We start from the raw sequence: 17,245 nt of genomic DNA on the forward strand, positions 1-17,245 counted from the left end.
GCATGGCGCGACACGAAGAACAGCCCGCAGCGCGACAGCGCATCGACAAGTGGCTGTTCTTCGCGCGCCTGCGCAAATCCCGTTCGCTTGCGGCAAAAGCGGTCGAAACGGGTGATGTCGGCATCAATGGCGTCAAGATCCGCCAGCCCTCGCATATGGTGCGGCCAGGCGATGTGATCGTACTTTCGCTCGACCGTAACGACATGGTGGTGAAGGTGCTGCATCCGGGCGAGCGCCGTGGGCCCTATGAGGAAGCTCGCCTGCTTTACCAAGACATGACGCCCCCTCCGCCGCCGCCCGAAGAGCGCAATCTTTTTGCGCAGGCGACGCGCGAGCGCGGTTCGGGACGCCCGACGAAGCGCGAGCGCCGCGAGACCGACCGGCTGCATGGCGGGCCGGGCGACGAGGATTAGAATTCTATACCTCGGAAGGGCCTGCGGGCGCATGTATTGCGCTTGCAAAGCGCCGGCAAAGCCTTTACCTCCACCACCGGACAGCCTTGCGCGGGTAGGGCTTTTCGCCCCGGCCAACCGTCCAGGTGACAGTGAGCCACCGCCCGCTTCGTGACGTTTCTGGAGTTCATCATGACGTATGTCGTGACCGACAACTGCATCCGCTGCAAGTATATGGACTGCGTGGAAGTGTGCCCCGTCGACTGTTTTTACGAGGGTGAGAACTTTCTCGTCATCCATCCCGACGAATGCATCGACTGCGGCGTCTGCGAACCGGAATGTCCCGCCGAGGCGATCAAGCCGGATACCGAGCCGGGCCTCGACAAGTGGCTGAAGGTCAACGCGGACTTCGCCTCTATCTGGCCCAATATCACGGTCAAGCGGGATGCGATGCCCGAGGCCAAGGAAATGGACGGCGTGGAAGGCAAATACGAACAGTTCTTCTCGCCGAACCCCGGCCAGGGCGACTGAGCTCCGCCACCGGCGGCAAGCGATCTGGGGAAAAAAGCCTGTCCACGCCAAAAGGCGATGGGACAGGCTTGATGACCCATGCGAAGCAAATTATTGATTTCGGCACTTTTTTGTGGTAGGGTCTGAATACTGATCCACATCGCGGCATTTCGCATGCCCGAGCACCACCACGAAAGCAATCGATCCCTCAACGTCGCTCACCTCCCATAGGCAACCTCGGTTGCTCACATGTGATCGCGTCGCTAGGGACCTTTTTGCGTCGGCGGACGGACCAGAGTGGTGACACCGCAATGGTGCCCCCGTCTTTCCCGGGTCCTCGGACCCACCCGGCCACGGCCGGGAGCGTAACAGGGAGTATTTGAACAGAATGACGACCCAGCAGAAGAAATCTTCCACGCGCCACGGCTTCAAAACCGGTGAATCGATCGTCTATCCCGCTCACGGCGTCGGTCAGATCGTCGCCATCGACGAGCAGGAAGTCGCCGGCATGAAGCTTGAGCTTTTTGTCATCGATTTCGAAAAGGACAAGATGCGTCTCAAGGTGCCGGTTGCCAAGGCCGTTTCCATCGGCATGCGCAAACTGTCGGAGACTGATTTCGTCGAGCGCGCGCTGAAGGTTGTCCAGGGCAAGGCCCGCGTGAAGCGCACCATGTGGTCGCGCCGCGCGCAGGAATACGATGCCAAGATCAATTCCGGCGACCTGATCTCGATCGCCGAAGTGGTCCGCGACCTCTATCGCGCCGAGAACCAGCCGGAACAGTCCTATTCCGAGCGCCAGCTTTACGAAGCCGCCCTTGACCGCATGGCCCGCGAAATCGCCGCCGTGAACAAGATGTCGGAAACCGAAGCGGTTCGCCTCGTCGAAACGAACCTCGCCAAGGGTCCGAAGCGCGGCAAGGCCATCGAAGAAGACGATAGCCAGGACGAAGCGGCCTGATTTAGGGCGCAGTTCAAACTTTTAAAGCCCGGCTGGCGACAGCCGGGTTTTTTATTGGAACTTTTTTGCTTCGCGATCGTTACGGCGGTGAGGATGACTGTTTGAGGAGTGGGCCGGCTGGGTGGCATCGCCACTATATTTTCCCGAAAGCGACTTTCGGGCGATCGGCCGGTCATTCTGAAACGTTACCTCTCAAGGGCGACGGGGTTGGCCATGCGCCTCCCTGAGCCGGTTCGGCTTACGTGGAGAGAAACCGCCATGGCTACGACGACCGCAGACCGCCGCATGATCAAGATCGCCATGTCCGCCCCCTATCTCGAACGGGATGAGGAACAGGCGCTGGCGCAGGCCTGGAGAGACAATAAGGATCAGGAAGCCCGCAATCGCATCGCCATGGCCCATATGCGTCTGGTCGTCTCGATGGCAGGCAAATTCCGCACCTTCGGCCTTCCGCTCGGCGACCTCGTGCAGGAAGGCTATATCGGCCTCCTGGAAGCCGCCGCCCGTTTCGAGCCGGAGCGGCAGGTGCGTTTCTCGACCTATGCCAGCTGGTGGATCCGGGCCTCGATCCAGGATTACGTGCTGCGCAACTGGTCCATCGTCCGCGGCGGCACCAGCTCGGCCCAGAAGGCGCTCTTCTTCAACCTCCGGCGCCTGCGCGCCCGCCTTGCCCGAGGGGACAGCTACCTGACCAGCGAGGCGATGCACCAGGAGATCGCGGCGGCGATCGGCGTCAGCACCGCCGACGTCCGCACCATGGATGCCCGTCTCTCTTCCTCGGACGTCTCCCTCCAGGCCCCGATCTCGGCCGGCGAAGGGGAAGGCACGAGCCGCATGGAGTTTCTGACCAGCGACGCTCCGCTTCCCGACGAACAGGCTGCCGACAGCATCGATGGCGAACGCCGCCATCACTGGCTGCATGCGGCCCTCGGTCAGCTCAACGAGCGCGAAATGAAGATCATTCGCGCGCGCCGGCTTGCCGAAAATGGCGCGACGCTGGAGGAGCTCGGGACGGTGCTGGGCATCTCGAAAGAGCGGGTACGCCAGATCGAGAATCGGGCGCTGGAAAAGCTCAAGGCCGTGCTGGTCAGCAAGACGACGGATTTTGCCTACGCCTGAAGCGGGACGCCGGCATCATGGGAATTGATCCTCGGGCAAGCCCGGGGATCCGTCGAAACAGCGCTTCCCCTCAAAGGGGCGCCAGCTTCACTCACTGATAATCTTGAACTTTTCGCCGGGCCGCACGGTGCTCGTTGCCGTCATCGCATTGATGAGGCGGAAGAGGTCCAGCTTGCGGTCGGTGCCCATCATGCGGCCGGCAAGCGAGGCGACCGTATCGCCGGCGCGCGCGGTCACGACGCGCACGCGCAGCGGCTTCAGCGAGGCGACTTCGGCCGGCGTCAGCTTGCGGAACGAGTTCTTGAGGATCGTCGCGGTCGGTTCCAGCGCCTTCGAGCCGGCCGGCACGGCCGTCAGGAAACGATAGATCTGCTTGTCGATGCGCACGACCGTGACGTCGAACTCCCAGCGGTCGGCCGCGGCTCTCGCGGTCGCGGCCTCGAGGCCGTTCAGCGAGATGGGGCGGATCGTCTCCGGTTTCAGGCCCGTTACCCAGCCGCTCGAGATATAGTTGACCAGATCCTGCCCACGGCTGTCGGCAACGCCGTCGAAACGGATGGCGACATCGCCCGGACCCGTTGCCAGCACCGCATCGGCCTTGTTGTCGATCTGGAAGCCGGGCGGCACGTCGAAGCGGATGCCCAGCTTGCCGTGCATGAAGGTCTGGCCGCGCACATAGCCTTCTTCCGGCGCATCGCCGTAGAGCAGGCCGTCGATGCCGGCGAGATAATAGTCGCGGCCGCGGTCGCCGATCGTGCCCTCAGCCCCGAAGGCGCGGGCGTGCAGGCGTGCCAGCTCCACGCGCTGCGGCGCGTTGGGATGGCTCGAAAGGAAGTCGAGGCTCTGGTCGTTGTCGGGATCGACGGCCGTGAAGCGGGCATAGGCCGCCATCGAATCGAGGAACCGTGCGGCGGCATAGGGGTCGTAGCCGGCTTCGCCCAGCATGCGCACACCGATCACGTCGGCCTGGAGTTCCTGGTTGCGCGAGAAGGCGGCCAGCCGCAGCTTTCCGCGCGCCAGCGCCTGCTTGCCGGCGATGTTGCTGGAGAGCACTTCCGCCACCACGCGGCTCGCGATGACCTCGGCCTCTTCCTTCTTCTGCCTTTCGATGCCGTGATTGGCCGTCACATGCGCCATTTCGTGCGACAGCACGGCGGCGACTTCCGAGGCGTCGTTGGCAAGCGCCAGCAGGCCGCGCGTCACGTAGAGATAACCGCCCGGCAGCGCGAAGGCGTTGATGGCCGGCGAGTTCAGGATGGTGATGCGGTAGGACTGGTTCGGGTTTTCCGAGACGAGCGTCAGCGCGCCGGTGATGCGCGCGACAAGCTTCTCCGTCTTGGCATCCTTGTACTCGCCGCCATAACTCGCAACGATGCGGGGATGCTCGCGCGCACCCATCTGGGCGCGCGGATCGTTTTTCTGCACCTCGTCGACGATCTGCGGATTGGAAGAGGGCGAGATCGTCGGCTCATAGGTCTGCTCGATGATCGACTGGCAGCCGGCCAGCAGCGTGCCGGCCAGCATCAGCGCCGCGATGGGTCTCAAAACCCCGCGCCCGGATACCATTGCAGCTTCCTGCGTTGCCTTCGCCATATCTCTTGCCCACGCCCCTTGATGGGTTCACGCCTGTTATGCAGCCCTAAGGTGCAGCGCAGGTGCAAAAATTCGCGTCCTCATAGGGATGAGATAGACGCACCACAGCCGGCCGGCAACTCCCTGTCCGACAAACGGTTCCCTTGTGGCTCCGGTGACACAGGTGGGCGTCCAAATTGTGGCGCGTCAAACGCTCAAAACGCAACTCTTCCGGCTAAAGGGCGGAATGGCCGAGGAATTTTGCAATCGTCGACGGCTCGCGGCGGGAGAGGAAATCGCGCGCCGGCTCGTCCAGCAGGATCACACCGGCCTCCAGGAAGATCACGCTGTCGGCAAGCCGGCGGATATCGTCGGGCTGATGCGTGATGAAGAGCATCGTACTTTTCGTCTCGGCGCGAAGTTCTGAAAGCAGGCGCGCCATATCCGCCCGCATGGCGGGATCGAGGGCGGCGAAGGGTTCGTCGAGCAGAAGGATCGGCCGGCGGCGGACCAGCGCGCGGGCGAGCGCCACGCGTTGCCGCTCGCCGCCGGAGAGCGAACCGGGCAGGCGTCGCTCATAACCGCCGAGGCCGACCCGGGAGAGGGCTGCAAACACGCTCTGGCGCGCGGCCGTGTCAAGCTTCAGCCCCGGATGGATGCCGAGTGCCACATTGTCGGCGATGGTAAGATGGGCAAAGAGGTTGTTGTCCTGGAAGATGATCGAGACCGGGCGCTCCGCCGGATCGCGCCCTGCCATGTCTTCGCCGATCAGCGCCACGCTTCCGGAGGCCGGCTTCTGGAACCCGGCGATGACGTTGAACAGCGTCGATTTGCCCGCGCCTGACGGACCGGCGACGGCGACAGCCGAACCCGTGGGAATGGTGCAGTCGAAGGCAAGCCGCTTCTCCTCGAAGCGCACGGTGACGTCTTTCAGGCGAATGGCGGCGTCATTCATCGGGGCCGGACCTTTCGGTTGGGCGCTCGGTCGCCGTGGAGGGCAATGTGAGCAGGAGACATATCACACCGAGGATCAGCGCGATGCCGGCGGCATCCGCGGTACGGTAGCTTGCCATGCGGGAGAAGAGCAGCCAGGGCAGCGTGGCAAAGCCTTCCGCGCCGAAGATCGCAACGGCGCTGAGATCGCCGAGCGACAGCGCCATGGCGAAGGCGAAGGCGGTCAGGAAGGGTTTTTTCAGCGCCGGCCAATCGACCCATCGCAGACGATGCATACCGGTGACGCCGAGGCTGAGCGCTAGGCGTGCCGTGCGCGAAAGGTGGGTGCTGTAGGCCGGCTCCAGCACGCGCACGACGAAGGGCAGCGCCATCAGCGCATTGATGATGGTGATGATGGCCGGTGCAAAACGCCCGGTCTCGCCGAAGGTGCGCAGCATCAGGAACCAGCCGGTCGCCACCACGACAGGCGGTACCAGCAGGATCAGCGATCCCGTCGCGGGCAGGGCGCGCGCCATCAGCCGCGTGGCCATCCCGGCATCACCGGCTTTAGCCAATCGCGGCACCAGCACGATCGGCAGCGCGATGGCGACGCTGAGGCAGGCAGAGGCAAAGGAGATGGCAAGGCTGGTCATCAGCGCCCGATGGAGCAGCGGATCGAGCGCAAGCCGTCCGAAGTCGGCGGCAAGGCCGGAGGTGAGCGTGGCGGCGAGGGGGGCTGCGATATAGAGCGTAAAGACGGAAAGGATAAGGCCATCGGACAGGCGGCGACCCCGGCCATCGAAGCGACGGATGTCGCGGCCTGCCGTCATGCCCTCTTCGGGCGGGCGGCCGAAGAGCGAGAGCAGCCAGATCAGCACGGCGGTCACGGCGATCTGCAGGCCGGAAAGCAGGACGGCGCGTTCGGGATCGAAATCGAAACGCAGGGCCTGGTAGATCGCGACCTCGATGGTGGTTGCCGCAGGTCCGCCGCCGAGCGTCAGCACGACGGTGAAACTCGCCGCGCAGAGCATGAAGACGAGGCCTGCGATGCCAGGCAGGACGCGCCGGATGACCGGCCATTCGATGAGCCGGAAGGTGGCGCCGCTGCCCATGCCGAGATTGGCCGAGGTCAGCCAGTATTCGGGCGGGATGCGGTCGAGTGCTGCCAGCAGGAAACGCGCGGCGAGCGGCAGGTTGAAGAAGACATGGGCGATCAGGATGCCGGCAAGGCCGTAGACGCTGACCGGGCTTTCCAGCCCGCCGAGCCGCAGGAGATCGTTGACGAGGCCCTGCCGTCCCCAGATCTCGATAATGCCGAGCGCGGCCACCAGCGCAGGCAGGCCGAGCGGCACGACGGAGAGCCTGAGGATCCAGACACGGCCGGGAAAGGTCCGTTGACGGGCGAGTGCCCGGGCGACGGGAATGGCGAGCATGATCGACAGAAGCGTCGAGAGCGTCGCCTGCATCAGCGTGAACTGTGCAACCCGCCATGTATAGGCGTCGAAGAGCGGCGCACCGCTGCCGCCCGCATGAGCGAGCAGCACCGCCGTCGCAGCCCCTGCGAAGACGAGCACGAAGCCGAGGGCAAGGCCCCCGGCAACACGCAGCATCCGTCGCTCGGTGCGGGCGAACATGGTTTCAGGCGTTCCTTACTTGGTGCTCATTACGGCGAGCCACTCGTCGATCCAGGCCTTGCGGTTCGCCGCGACCTCGTCCGACGGCATCAGGAAGGTCTTTTCCGGCTTCACCAGCGCGTCGAAGGCGGCCGGCAGCGGGTCCTTCGTCTTGGCGGCCGGCATCATCCAGTTGGTTTCCGGGATGATCGACTGGAAATCCGGGCTCGTCATAAAGATGAGGAACTGGCGGGCGAGATCCTTGTCGTGGGAGGTGCGCGTCAGGCCCGCGACCTCGATCTGTACGTAATGCCCCTCGGAGAAGGCGGCCGCCTTGTAGCGCTCGGACTTTTCCGCAATCACGTGATAGGCCGGCGAGGTCGTGTAGGAGAGCACCATCGGGGCCTCGCCCTTGGTGAAGAGACCATAGGCCTCCGACCAGCCGGGCGTGACGGTCAGGACGCGGTCCTTCAGCTTGCCCCAGGCCTCATCCGCCTTGTCGCCGTAGACGGACTTCACCCAAAGCAGCAGGCCAAGGCCCGGTGTCGAGGTGCGCGGATCCTCGATGACGATCTTTTGCGACGGATCGCCCTCGACCAGCGCCTTCAGGCTCGTCGGCGGGGTCTTCACCGTCTCGGTATCGTAGACGACGGCGAAATGGCCGTAGTCATAGGGCAGGAACGTGTCGTCGGAAAAATCGCCCGGCACCGTCAGTCCCTCGGGCGAAAGGCCGTGCGCTTCGAAAAGCCCGGTCGCCTTCGCCTCGGTGATGAGGTTGGTGTCGAGGCCGAGCACCACGTCGGCCTTGGTGCCTTCGCCTTCGAGCTTCAGACGCGTCAGAAGCTCCACGCCATCGGCCACGCCCACCCATTCGACCTTGCAGCCGCAGGTCTTTTCGAAGGCTTCCTTGACCTTCGGGCCTGGCCCCCATTCGGAAACGAAACTCTCATAGGTGTAGACGGTCAGGGTCTTTTCCTGCGCAAAGGCGGGAAAGGCGAGGGAAATGGCAAGCGCCGTGATGGGAATGAGAAATGCCTTGCGCATCTGCGCCTCCTTGTTTCGTCAAAAACGGGAATAGGGCGCTGGATGTGCCGTCTAATCCCTCCGCCGGTACAAACCGGATCAGGTTCTTCGGGTTGGCGATGAAGCCTCTCAGCCCGCAAACCTGCAGGCACCCCGTTAGAGCGGGAAAAGGCATAATCCCGGAACCGTTGTGGCGCAAGGGGTGGGGATGTGCGGCGTTGGCCCTGTTCCGTCAGGAACAGCGGTCCAGGTGGGAATATGAGACCTTCAGATCACCGGATGAGAGAGGCTCATCCTTAACCGATCAGGAGAGACCCATGCGCAAGATCATCGTTTCCGCCGCCGTTGCTCTCGTCGCCGCCGTCTCCTTCGCCGCCCCCTCGCAGGCCGGCTACTACAGCTATGACTACCAGCCCTATTGCTTCATCAAGAAGATCAAGTCCTACGACTACTACGGCAATGTGATCATCAAGCGCATCAAGGTCTGCCGCTAAGCGACCCTGTCACTGGCCTCCCCGAAGACCCGGATGTTCCCCTGCATCCGGGTCTTTCGCTTTATCGAACCGGCCTACCGCCGGATTCGCGTCGACAGAATGATGGAGGACAAAGTGCGTTCCACGCCGTCGATCGCGCCGATCCTGTCGATCAGGTGGTCGAGTTCGGCGATCGATGCCGCCTCGACGATTGCGATCAGGTCGAAACTGCCGCTCACCGAATGCAGCGTGCGCACGGCGGAGATGGCGTGCAGCTCCGTCGTGATGCGCGCCAGCGTTTTTGGCGCGATGGTGATCAGGACATGGGCCTTCACCATGCCGCTTTCATAGGCGTCGGACAGTTTGACGCCGTAGCCGGCGATCACCCCGTCGCGCTCCAGCCTGTCGATCTTGGCCTGCACGGTGGTGCGGGAGAGCCCCAGTTTGCGGGCGATGGTCGCGGTCTGTTCGCGGGCGTTTTCGCTGAGGATGGCGAGAAGTTCGCGGTCCTTGGCGCCTAGCGTCGAAATGCTCATTATTGCCGTCATTCTGCCGATATCGATAATTGATTATGTCATATATGGCGCTTTAAATCGACAGTCATCCCTCTCAAAATAAGCGCATCAATTCATGCCGGAGGGAAATCACATGAAAGACATCGTCGTCATCGGCGCAGGCAAGATCGGCTCGACCATCGCCCGCATGCTGGCTCACAGCGGGGATTACCGCGTCACCGTCGCGGACCGTTCGGACGAGCAGCTCGCCGCTGTCGAACGCCACGATGCCGTTTCGACCGTCGTCGTCGACATCGCCGACGCTGTCGCCATGAAGGCCCTGCTGACCGGCAAGTTCGCCGTTCTTTCGGCGGCTCCCTACCACCTGACGGTCGCGATTGCCGAAGCCGCAGCGGCTGCCGGCGTGCACTATCTCGACCTTACGGAAGACGTCGAATCCACCCGCCACGTCAAGCGCATCGCAGAAACCGCCAAGACGGCCTTCATTCCGCAGTGCGGCCTGGCACCGGGCTTCATCTCGATCGTCGCCAATGACCTCGCCAGCCGCTTCGATTCGCTCGAAAGCGTGCGCATGCGCGTCGGCGCCCTGCCGCAGTACCCCTCCAATGCTCTGAACTACAACCTCACCTGGAGCACGGACGGCGTCATCAACGAATATATCGAGCCCTGCGAAGCGATCGTCGAAAGCGCGCTGATCGAGGTTCCGGCGCTGGAAGAGCGCGAAGAGTTTTCGCTCGACGGCGTCACCTACGAAGCCTTCAACACGTCGGGCGGCCTCGGCACGCTCTGCGAATCGCTGAAGGGCAAGGTCCGCACGCTAAACTACAAGACGATCCGCTATCCCGGCCACGCCGCCATCATGAAGGCGCTGCTCAACGATCTCGGCCTGCGTCACCGCCGCGAAGTCCTCAAGGACATCTTCGAGAACGCCCTGCCGACCACCACGCAGGACGTCGTCATCATCTTCGTGACCGTTTCCGGTCGCAAGGGCGGCCGCCTGATCCAGGAAACCTACGCCAACAAAGTCTACAGCGCACCGGTCGCCGGCGCCCTGCATTCCGCCATCCAGATCACGACCGCTGGTTCGATCTGCGCCGTGCTCGACATGCTGGCTGATGGGACGCTGCGCGCCGAAGGTTTTGTTCGCCAGGAAGAAATCGCCCTCGAGGCCTTCCTCGCCAACCGTTTTGGCCATTACTACGCCCAGGATCAGCACGGCGCCCGCGCCGCCTGATCCTTTCAAAGACCTTCGACGCCCCGGCCGAAAAGACCGGGGCGTTTTCGCATCTGTGGCCCAAGGCTGCGGGGAAGCAGAGAACGCCAAAAGGCGCGGACACATAAAAATGGGGCCTCTTTCGAGGCCCCTTTTCTTTTGTCGATTGTCTGGTGCGGCTCAGGAAAGCCGCGCGACTGCATCCGTGATGCGCTTCAGCGCTTCCGTCAATTCCGCTTCCGACGTGGCGTAGGAGATGCGGAAAAACGGCGAGAGGCCGAAGGCGGAGCCGGGCACGACGGCGACATGGGCGTCTTCGAGGAGGTAATCCGTGAAGTCGCTGTCGGCTTCGATGCGCTTGCCCTTGGGCGTCACCTTGCCGATCACGCCGGCGCAGCCGGAGAAGGTGTAGAAGGCGCCTTCCGGGGTGCGGCAGGCGAGGCCGGGAATGGCGTTCAGCGCCGACACGACGAGGTCGCGGCGGTGCTTGAAGCTCGCCTGGCGGTCCTTCAGGAAGTTCTGAGGACCATTCAGCGCCTCGACCGAAGCAGCCTGGCTGACGGAGGAGGGGCAGGAGGTCGCCTGGCTCTGGATCACCGCCATGGCCTTGATCAACGCCTTCGGGCCGCCGGCATAGCCGATGCGCCAGCCGGTCATCGCATAGGCCTTGGAGACGCCGTTGATCGTCAGCGTGCGGCTCTTCAGGCGCGGCTCGATGGCCACGGGGGTGACGAACTTGAAACCGTCATAGACGATGTGCTCGTACATATCGTCGACCATCAGCCAGACATGTGGGTGCTTCAGCAGCACGTCGAGCAGCGGGCGGTAGTCGGCCTCGCTATAGGCCGCACCCGAGGGGTTCGACGGCGAATTGAACAACACCCAGCGCGTCTTCGGCGTGATCGCCTTTTCCAGCTGCTCGGCCTTCAGGCGGAAGCCGGCTTCCGCATCGCAGGGGATCAGCACCGGCACGCCGCCGCAGATTTCCACGATGTCGGAATAGGAGGTCCAGTAGGGCGTCGGGATGATCACCTCGTCGCCAGGATTGACCGTAGCCATGAAGGCGTTGAACAGGATCTGCTTGGCGCCCGTCGCAACGGTGACTTCGTCGAGTGCATAGTCGACGTTGTTTTCGCGGCGGAATTTTTCCGAAATCGCCTTCTTCAGGTCCGGCGTGCCGTCGAGCGCGGTGTATTTGGTGTCGCCGCGGTCGATGGCGGCCTTGGCGGCGGCCTTGACGTTGTCGGGCGTGTCGAAATCGGGCTCGCCGGCGCCGAGGATGATGACCGGCAGGCCGTCCTTCTTCATGGCAGCGGCGCGGGCGCCGATCTGCAGGATTTTTGAAACGCCGATGGCGGCGATGCGCGAGGCGGGCGTAAAGCCCGCCTCCTCAACCTTGGTCTGATTGTTCATGGCGGTTTACTCGATATCGCCCTTATTCGATGTCAAACGAGACGCCCTGGGCGAGCGGCAGGGCCTTCGAGTAGTTCACCGTGTTGGTGGCGCGGCGCATATAGGCCTTCCAGGCGTCGGAGCCGGATTCGCGACCGCCGCCGGTTTCCTTCTCGCCGCCGAATGCGCCGCCGATTTCCGCACCTGAGGTGCCGATGTTGACATTGGCGATGCCGCAATCCGAGCCGTCGACCGAGAGGAAACGCTCGGCTTCCTGGACGTTCAGCGTGAAGATCGACGAGGAGAGGCCGGCCGAGACGGCGTTGTGGTCGTCCAGCACGGCGTCGAAGTCGGAATACTTCATGACGTAGAGGATCGGCGCGAAGGTTTCTTCGAGAACCGGGCCGGCCTGCTTCGGCATTTCGACGATGGCCGGCTTCACATAGTAGGCCGTGTCCTTGCCGGCATCGGCAACGCGATCACCGCCGGTGACGGAGCCACCTTCGGCCTTTGCCGCTTCCAGCGCCTTCTGCATGCCGTCAAAGGCCTGCTTGTCGACGAGCGGGCCGACGAGAGCCGAGGTTTCCAGCGGGTTGCCGACGGAAACGCTGGTATAGGCCTTCTTCAGGCGCGGTACGAGCTGGTCGTAGACGCTGTCATGCACGAAGAGGCGGCGCAGCGTCGTGCAGCGCTGGCCGGCAGTGCCCATGGCGCCGAAGGCGATGGCGCGCAGCGCCATGTCGAGATCGGCGGACGGGCAGACGATACCGGCATTGTTGCCGCCGAGCTCGAGGATCGAGCGGGCGAAACGCTTGGCGAGACGCGGGCCGACTTCCTTGCCCATGCGGGTGGAGCCGGTGGCCGAGACGAGTGCGACCTTCGGGTGGTCGACAAGGACTTCGCCGATGGCGCGGTCGCCGATGAGGACCTGGGAGAGGTTTGCCGGGGCTTCGCCGAAGCGGGCAAGCGCTCGCTCGAAGATCGCCTGCGATGCAAGCGCGGTGAGGGGGGTCTTCTCAGACGGCTTCCAGACGGTGGAATTGCCGGCAACGAGGGCGAGTGCCGTGTTCCACGACCAGACGGCGACCGGGAAGTTGAAGGCCGAGATGATGCCGACGACGCCGAGCGGGTGCCAGGTTTCCATCATGCGGTGGCCGGGGCGCTCGGTGGCGATCGTCAGGCCGTAGAGCTGGCGGGAGAGGCCGACTGCGAAATCGCAGATGTCGATCATTTCCTGCACTTCGCCGAGGCCTTCCGACGTGATCTTGCCGGCTTCGATGGAAACGAGGCGGCCGAGATCGGCCTTGGCGGCGCGCAGTTCTTCGCCGAGCAGGCGCACGAGCTCGCCGCGCTTGGGAGCGGGAACGAGGCGCCATTCCTTGAAGGCTTCATGGGCGGCTTCGATGGCCTTGGCGGCATCGGCCGCGGAAATGGACTTCAGCTTGGCGATTTCCTCGCCGCTGACCGGGCTGTAGGAGGCCATGTCGCCACCCTGCCAGGCGGCGCGCGGCACGCCGAGCTTGTCGAGAAGGGCGGCAGTTTCCTGTTTCACGTCGACTTTCGTCATGGGTATTCTCCCTGATGTCTTGTTAAAAGGTCATGGCGCCGAGCGAACCCGGCGAGGTGATGGTTTTCAGCCCGGCCGCAAGCCGGCGGATCTCTTCGGGCGTATATTTGTCGTAGAAGGCCTGGTTCTTGCGGCCGATGGCGTGTTCCGCACTGAAGCTGCCGTCGAACTGTTCGACCGCCACCGTGAAGACCCAGTCGCGCAGGTCCATTTCGAAATCCGGGTCGGCAAGGCGCGGATCGTCCTTGGCGACGACGAGATTGAAGTGCACGCCGCCATCGCCGATATGGCCGAAATCGCAGATCGTCACGTCTTCGAAGTGATCGGGCATTTCCGCCTTCATATGGGCAAGGAAAGGCATGATGTCACCCCGGCGGAAGGACAGATCGAAGGCGATCAATCGCCCGCTATGTTTCACGCCTTCGGACAAGGCATGACGCAGCGCCCAGATCTCATGCGGCGGGCCGACGAAAGCGTCGGCGAGCGGCGCGTCCTCGCGCTCCCAGATGGCGGCCAGCACCTCTTCCAGCACCGCATCGAGCGGCTGTTCGCCCTCGCGCGGCGGGCTGGAGCGGGAGATTTCCGCGAGGATCACGAATTCCGGCACGATGCCGCCCTGGAAGGGGTTCCTGAGCGAGGGCACGTGGTCGAGTGCTGCACGCACCGCATTGCCGGACATGCCCTCGAAGGCCGAGAGGTAGCTGCCCAGCGCATCTTCCATGGCGACGAGCAGGGCGGAAACCTGTTCGTCCGAAGACGGAACGAGGAGCGCTGTCGCGGACTGTTTTGGCGCGGGTTCGAGGTTGAGCACGCATTCGGTGACGATGCCGAACGCGCCGGACGTACCAATGAAGAGCTGTTTCCAGTCCACGCCGGTGTTGTTCTTGCGCAGATCCGAGGACAGGTCGAGCACCGTGCCGGCCTCGTCGGCGAGCACGACGGTGAGGCCCAACGTGTTGCGGCGCACGTCGCCGTAGCGCAGGAAGCGCGAGCCGCCGGTGTTCGTGGCGATCATGCCGCCGAGGCGCGGATCGGCGCCGAGGTCGATGGGGAAGAACAGGCCGCTCTCCTCCAGCTTGCCGTTGAGATCGGAGAGGCGAACCCCAGCACCTGCCTTGATGGTGCGGTTGACGCGGTCGAGCTCAAAGGGGGCCGTGAGGCGATCGAGGCTCAAAATGCCCTGGTGGCCACTGCCGTCGGGTGTCGAGCCGGAGACGAGGCCAGTATTGCCGGACTGCGGGACGAGGGCGATGCCGTTCGTGACGCAGTAGGAGACGACGGCGGAGGTCTCGGCCGTCGTTGCAGGACGCGCGACGAAGGCGGCGCGGCCCTTGTCGTAGCGCGCGCCGGTTTCGTAGGCAGCCATGTCCGAGGCCTCGGTGAGAAGACCCTTCTCGCCGAGCAGGCTTTTCAGCGTTTCGATATGGCTTGCCTCGATCATTCTCTCGTCCGTCACTCCGCAGCGGCCGCCATGTTGACGATGCCGAGGCACATTTCAAGCGATCCACGCTGGATGCCGGCATAGTGGGCGAATTCGTCCAGGACCGTTGCGCCGAGATCGCGCTCGAACATCACCTGGTTCGGGCTCGCGACAAAATCCTGCGCCGCGTCGTCGCCGAGGTTCGACTGGAAGATGCCCGCGGCGCTGACCGGGAGAAAGTCTTCGTAGACGATCGGGTCGAACTGGATGAGTCCGGCTTCGATGGCGGTTTCGAGATCGGCCCGGCGACCGGAGACGGATTGGCCCTTTTCCGTCAGGGAATAGCGGAAATAGCCAAGACCCGCCTTGCGGATGCCGTCCCAGGTGTCCGGGAAGGCCTTGAAGACGTCGGCAAGGGCGGCTTCGTATTCGCTCGCATTGGAGCCGTCGGCGGCCGGGCGCACGCGGGCGCGGGTGTCGTTGAGCAGCGTGTCGTACAGCGCGCGGCCCTTTGGCGTCAGGGCGACGCCGCGCTGCTCGATCTCGCCGAAGCGGGCGGTGTGCGATCCCTTCTGCCAGCTGCCATCCTCGCCGATGAAGGAGACGGCCTCTTCCAGCGCCTTGAACGAGGTCTGGCGCAGCAGGATCGGGCAGTTGCGGGTCGGCGGGCCTTCGACGATGGCCTTGGGCGCGATGCCCTCCTGCGGCATGCGGGCCTGCACCTTGTCGATGTCAAGCGTGCGCGGCGTCAGGTGGTTGATGTGCGGGCCCTTGAAGGAGACGACGTCGGCGATCAGGCGATGCGCATCGTGCAGGCGCTTGTACATGTCGGTGCTGACGATGGCGCGGTCGTGCCAGCGGAAGGTTTCGAGCACTTCGGTGACGAAACGGGCGGCGTCGGTACCATCGAGGCCACCGTCGCGTTCGGCCTTTTCGACCAGTCTGACCGCTTCGTCGGTGAATATCCTGCGGGCTGCCAGAACGTCGGCGGCCTCTTTACGCAGGGTTTCATCCGCAATCAGGTCGAGACGCAGCAGCGAGGTGAAGACGCGGAACGGGTTGCGGCTGAGGCTTTCGGCGCCGACCGGGCGAAAGGCGGTGGAATGAACCGGGACGCCGGCCGTGGAAAGGTCGTAGTAGCCGACGGGAAGCATGCCCATGACGGCGAAGACGCGGCGCATCAGGGACAGCTCTTCCGGCGTGCCGAGGCGGATGGCGCCGTGACGCTCTTCGGAGATGCGGTCGAGCGAATCGGTGGCTTCGAGGCGGGCCTTGAGGTGCTGGTCGGCGGCGAGCGTCTCGTCGTTGACCTTGGCCACCAGCGACATCAGCGTGCCATAGGCCGGCACTTCGTCGCGATACATGGCGGACATCGCAGCGGAGAAGTCGGAGCGGATCTTGTCCGCAGAAACATACGAATTTGCTTTCATGGGAAGCGGTCTCATCTTACAAGGGTGGGAAGGCCCTGATCATTCTCAAAACGGATCATACGGGATCGTTTCCTTGAGCGATTGCGACCGTTCTGACTATGTTGATGCGAGGAAAGAATGAAGCTCAGTCGAAGGCTGATCCCGGACGTCACCACGCTGCAGGCGTTCGAATGCGCTGCCCGCCATGGCAGTTTCACGCAGGCGGCGCACGAGCTGAACCTCACCCAGAGTGCCGTCAGCCGTCAGATCAAGGACCTCGAGGAACAGCTCGGCGTGCTGCTGTTCGAGCGCGTGCGCCAGCGGGTCGTGCTGTCGGATGACGGGCGGCGTTTCCTGCCGGAAGTGCGCAAGCTGCTGCACCAGACGGAAGAGACCATGCTGCGCGCCATGGCGTCGGCGTCGTCCGAACACAGTCTTAGCATCGCGACGCTGCCGACCTTCGGCAGCCGCTGGCTGACACCGCGCATTCCGGCATTTCTCAGCGAGCATCCGGGCACGATCGTCAACATCGCCTCGCGTTCGAAACCGTTCGATTTCGACGAAGAGAATTTCGACCTTGCCATCCATTACGGTCAGCCGGTCTGGGCGCGCGCCGCCTGCTCCTATCTGTGCAGCGAGGTCATCCTGCCGGCGGCAAGCCCGGAACTTCTGAAGACCTGGAATTTTTCCGATCCTAAGGATCTGGAGACGGCACCGCTTCTCCATCTCGCGACGCGCCCGAAGCTCTGGGCGCAATGGTTCGAGCTGAACGGTGGTTCTGCCGATACCGCCTATCGCGGCCATCGCTTCGACCAGTTCGCCATGGTCATCGAATCGGCGGTCGCCGGTCTCGGCGTCGCGCTTCTGCCGCATTACCTGATCGAGCAGGAACTGGCGAGCGGCCGGCTGGCCGTCGTCTTCGATCGGCCGATGGAGACGGAAAACAGCTATTATCTCGTTGTGCCCGAGGGAAAGCTGGAAAATCCGCTGAGCCAGGCGTTTCGTGCCTGGATCGTCAACCAGGTTCCCGACCGGCGTTAATGCGCCTGTCATGCGGACGGGGCATGACCCCGTTCTGATTTTTTGCTTTAGTCACGGTGCCGCATCGTCGATTGTGCGGAGATAGATTCTCCTCC

Annotated in this window: 16 protein-coding genes and 1 riboswitch; of the genes, 7 read left to right on the plus strand and 9 right to left on the minus strand. The window is 63.7% G+C overall.

Annotated features, from left to right (window positions below):
- The first annotated feature begins 2 nt into the window (after window positions 1-2).
- The 4 genes from MUO32_RS21515 to MUO32_RS21530 all read left to right on the plus strand — a co-directional run bounded on the left by MUO32_RS21515 (window position 3) and on the right by MUO32_RS21530 (window position 2,979).
- On the plus strand, window positions 3-413 hold the full coding sequence (locus MUO32_RS21515) for an RNA-binding S4 domain-containing protein (RefSeq protein ID WP_257950435.1): 411 nt from the start codon (window positions 3-5) through the stop codon (window positions 411-413).
- Between the two features lie 171 nt (window positions 414-584).
- Window positions 585-923, plus strand: a complete 339-nt coding sequence (gene fdxA, locus MUO32_RS21520) for a ferredoxin FdxA (protein ID WP_257950436.1) — start codon at window positions 585-587, stop codon at window positions 921-923.
- Window positions 924-1,290: 367 nt separating this feature from the next.
- Window positions 1,291-1,860: a CarD family transcriptional regulator gene (locus tag MUO32_RS21525; RefSeq protein WP_257950437.1), complete on the plus strand. Its 570-nt coding sequence runs from the start codon at window positions 1,291-1,293 to the stop codon at window positions 1,858-1,860.
- 258 nt (window positions 1,861-2,118) lie between these two features.
- Window positions 2,119-2,979 carry an RNA polymerase factor sigma-32 gene (locus MUO32_RS21530; protein WP_257950438.1) on the plus strand — a complete coding sequence of 287 codons (861 nt, stop codon included), beginning with the start codon at window positions 2,119-2,121 and terminating at the stop codon, window positions 2,977-2,979.
- Window positions 2,980-3,066: 87 nt separating this feature from the next.
- Here MUO32_RS21530 and MUO32_RS21535 read toward each other — a convergent pair whose 3' ends face one another.
- The 4 genes from MUO32_RS21535 to thiB all read right to left on the minus strand — a co-directional run bounded on the left by MUO32_RS21535 (window position 3,067) and on the right by thiB (window position 8,141).
- Complete coding sequence (locus MUO32_RS21535) at window positions 3,067-4,545, minus strand: M48 family metalloprotease (RefSeq protein WP_374708701.1); 1,479 nt, start codon at window positions 4,543-4,545, stop codon at window positions 3,067-3,069.
- A 241-nt stretch (window positions 4,546-4,786) separates the two neighbouring features.
- A complete protein-coding gene (gene thiQ / locus MUO32_RS21540) occupies window positions 4,787-5,506 on the minus strand; it encodes a thiamine ABC transporter ATP-binding protein (RefSeq protein WP_257950439.1) in 720 nt (239 codons plus the stop codon).
- Window positions 5,499-7,094 (minus strand): thiamine/thiamine pyrophosphate ABC transporter permease, encoded by a 1,596-nt coding sequence (thiP, locus tag MUO32_RS21545; protein WP_257950589.1) that lies wholly within the window; start codon window positions 7,092-7,094, stop codon window positions 5,499-5,501. Before thiP ends, thiQ begins: the two co-directional genes overlap by 8 nt.
- A gap of 39 nt (window positions 7,095-7,133) precedes the next feature.
- Complete coding sequence (gene thiB, locus MUO32_RS21550) at window positions 7,134-8,141, minus strand: thiamine ABC transporter substrate binding subunit (RefSeq protein WP_257950440.1); 1,008 nt, start codon at window positions 8,139-8,141, stop codon at window positions 7,134-7,136.
- A 38-nt stretch (window positions 8,142-8,179) separates the two neighbouring features.
- Window positions 8,180-8,286: riboswitch (TPP riboswitch) on the minus strand.
- Window positions 8,287-8,437: 151 nt separating this feature from the next.
- On the opposite strand from thiB, the gene MUO32_RS21555 reads away from it, so the two are divergent.
- Window positions 8,438-8,614 (plus strand): hypothetical protein, encoded by a 177-nt coding sequence (locus MUO32_RS21555; RefSeq protein WP_257950441.1) that lies wholly within the window; start codon window positions 8,438-8,440, stop codon window positions 8,612-8,614.
- Window positions 8,615-8,688: 74 nt separating this feature from the next.
- Here MUO32_RS21555 and MUO32_RS21560 read toward each other — a convergent pair whose 3' ends face one another.
- Entirely contained in the window at window positions 8,689-9,129 is a 441-nt protein-coding gene (locus MUO32_RS21560) for an Lrp/AsnC family transcriptional regulator (RefSeq protein ID WP_257950442.1), read from the minus strand.
- 112 nt (window positions 9,130-9,241) lie between these two features.
- Here MUO32_RS21560 and MUO32_RS21565 point away from each other — a divergent pair, with 112 nt between their 5' ends.
- On the plus strand, window positions 9,242-10,342 hold the full coding sequence (locus MUO32_RS21565) for a saccharopine dehydrogenase family protein (protein ID WP_257950443.1): 1,101 nt from the start codon (window positions 9,242-9,244) through the stop codon (window positions 10,340-10,342).
- 159 nt (window positions 10,343-10,501) lie between these two features.
- On the opposite strand, the gene MUO32_RS21570 is transcribed toward MUO32_RS21565, so the two are convergent.
- Genes MUO32_RS21570 through MUO32_RS21585 form a run of 4 tightly spaced genes read right to left on the minus strand, consistent with a single transcriptional unit; the run spans window position 10,502 to window position 16,130 of the window.
- Window positions 10,502-11,734, minus strand: coding sequence for a pyridoxal phosphate-dependent aminotransferase (locus MUO32_RS21570; RefSeq protein ID WP_257950444.1), 1,233 nt, complete (start codon window positions 11,732-11,734; stop codon window positions 10,502-10,504).
- Between the two features lie 22 nt (window positions 11,735-11,756).
- Window positions 11,757-13,280, minus strand: coding sequence for an aldehyde dehydrogenase family protein (locus MUO32_RS21575; protein ID WP_257950445.1), 1,524 nt, complete (start codon window positions 13,278-13,280; stop codon window positions 11,757-11,759).
- A gap of 22 nt (window positions 13,281-13,302) precedes the next feature.
- Entirely contained in the window at window positions 13,303-14,721 is a 1,419-nt protein-coding gene (locus tag MUO32_RS21580) for an FAD-binding oxidoreductase (protein WP_257950446.1), read from the minus strand.
- Window positions 14,722-14,732: 11 nt separating this feature from the next.
- Window positions 14,733-16,130 (minus strand): VOC family protein, encoded by a 1,398-nt coding sequence (locus MUO32_RS21585; protein ID WP_257950447.1) that lies wholly within the window; start codon window positions 16,128-16,130, stop codon window positions 14,733-14,735.
- A gap of 117 nt (window positions 16,131-16,247) precedes the next feature.
- Between MUO32_RS21585 and MUO32_RS21590 the strand changes: the two genes are divergently transcribed.
- Window positions 16,248-17,150, plus strand: a complete 903-nt coding sequence (locus tag MUO32_RS21590; protein ID WP_257950448.1) for a LysR family transcriptional regulator — start codon at window positions 16,248-16,250, stop codon at window positions 17,148-17,150.
- Window positions 17,151-17,245: the final 95 nt, after the last annotated feature.

Source organism: Shinella sp. CPCC 101442, from assembly GCF_024704725.1.
GTDB lineage: Bacteria > Pseudomonadota > Alphaproteobacteria > Rhizobiales > Rhizobiaceae > Shinella.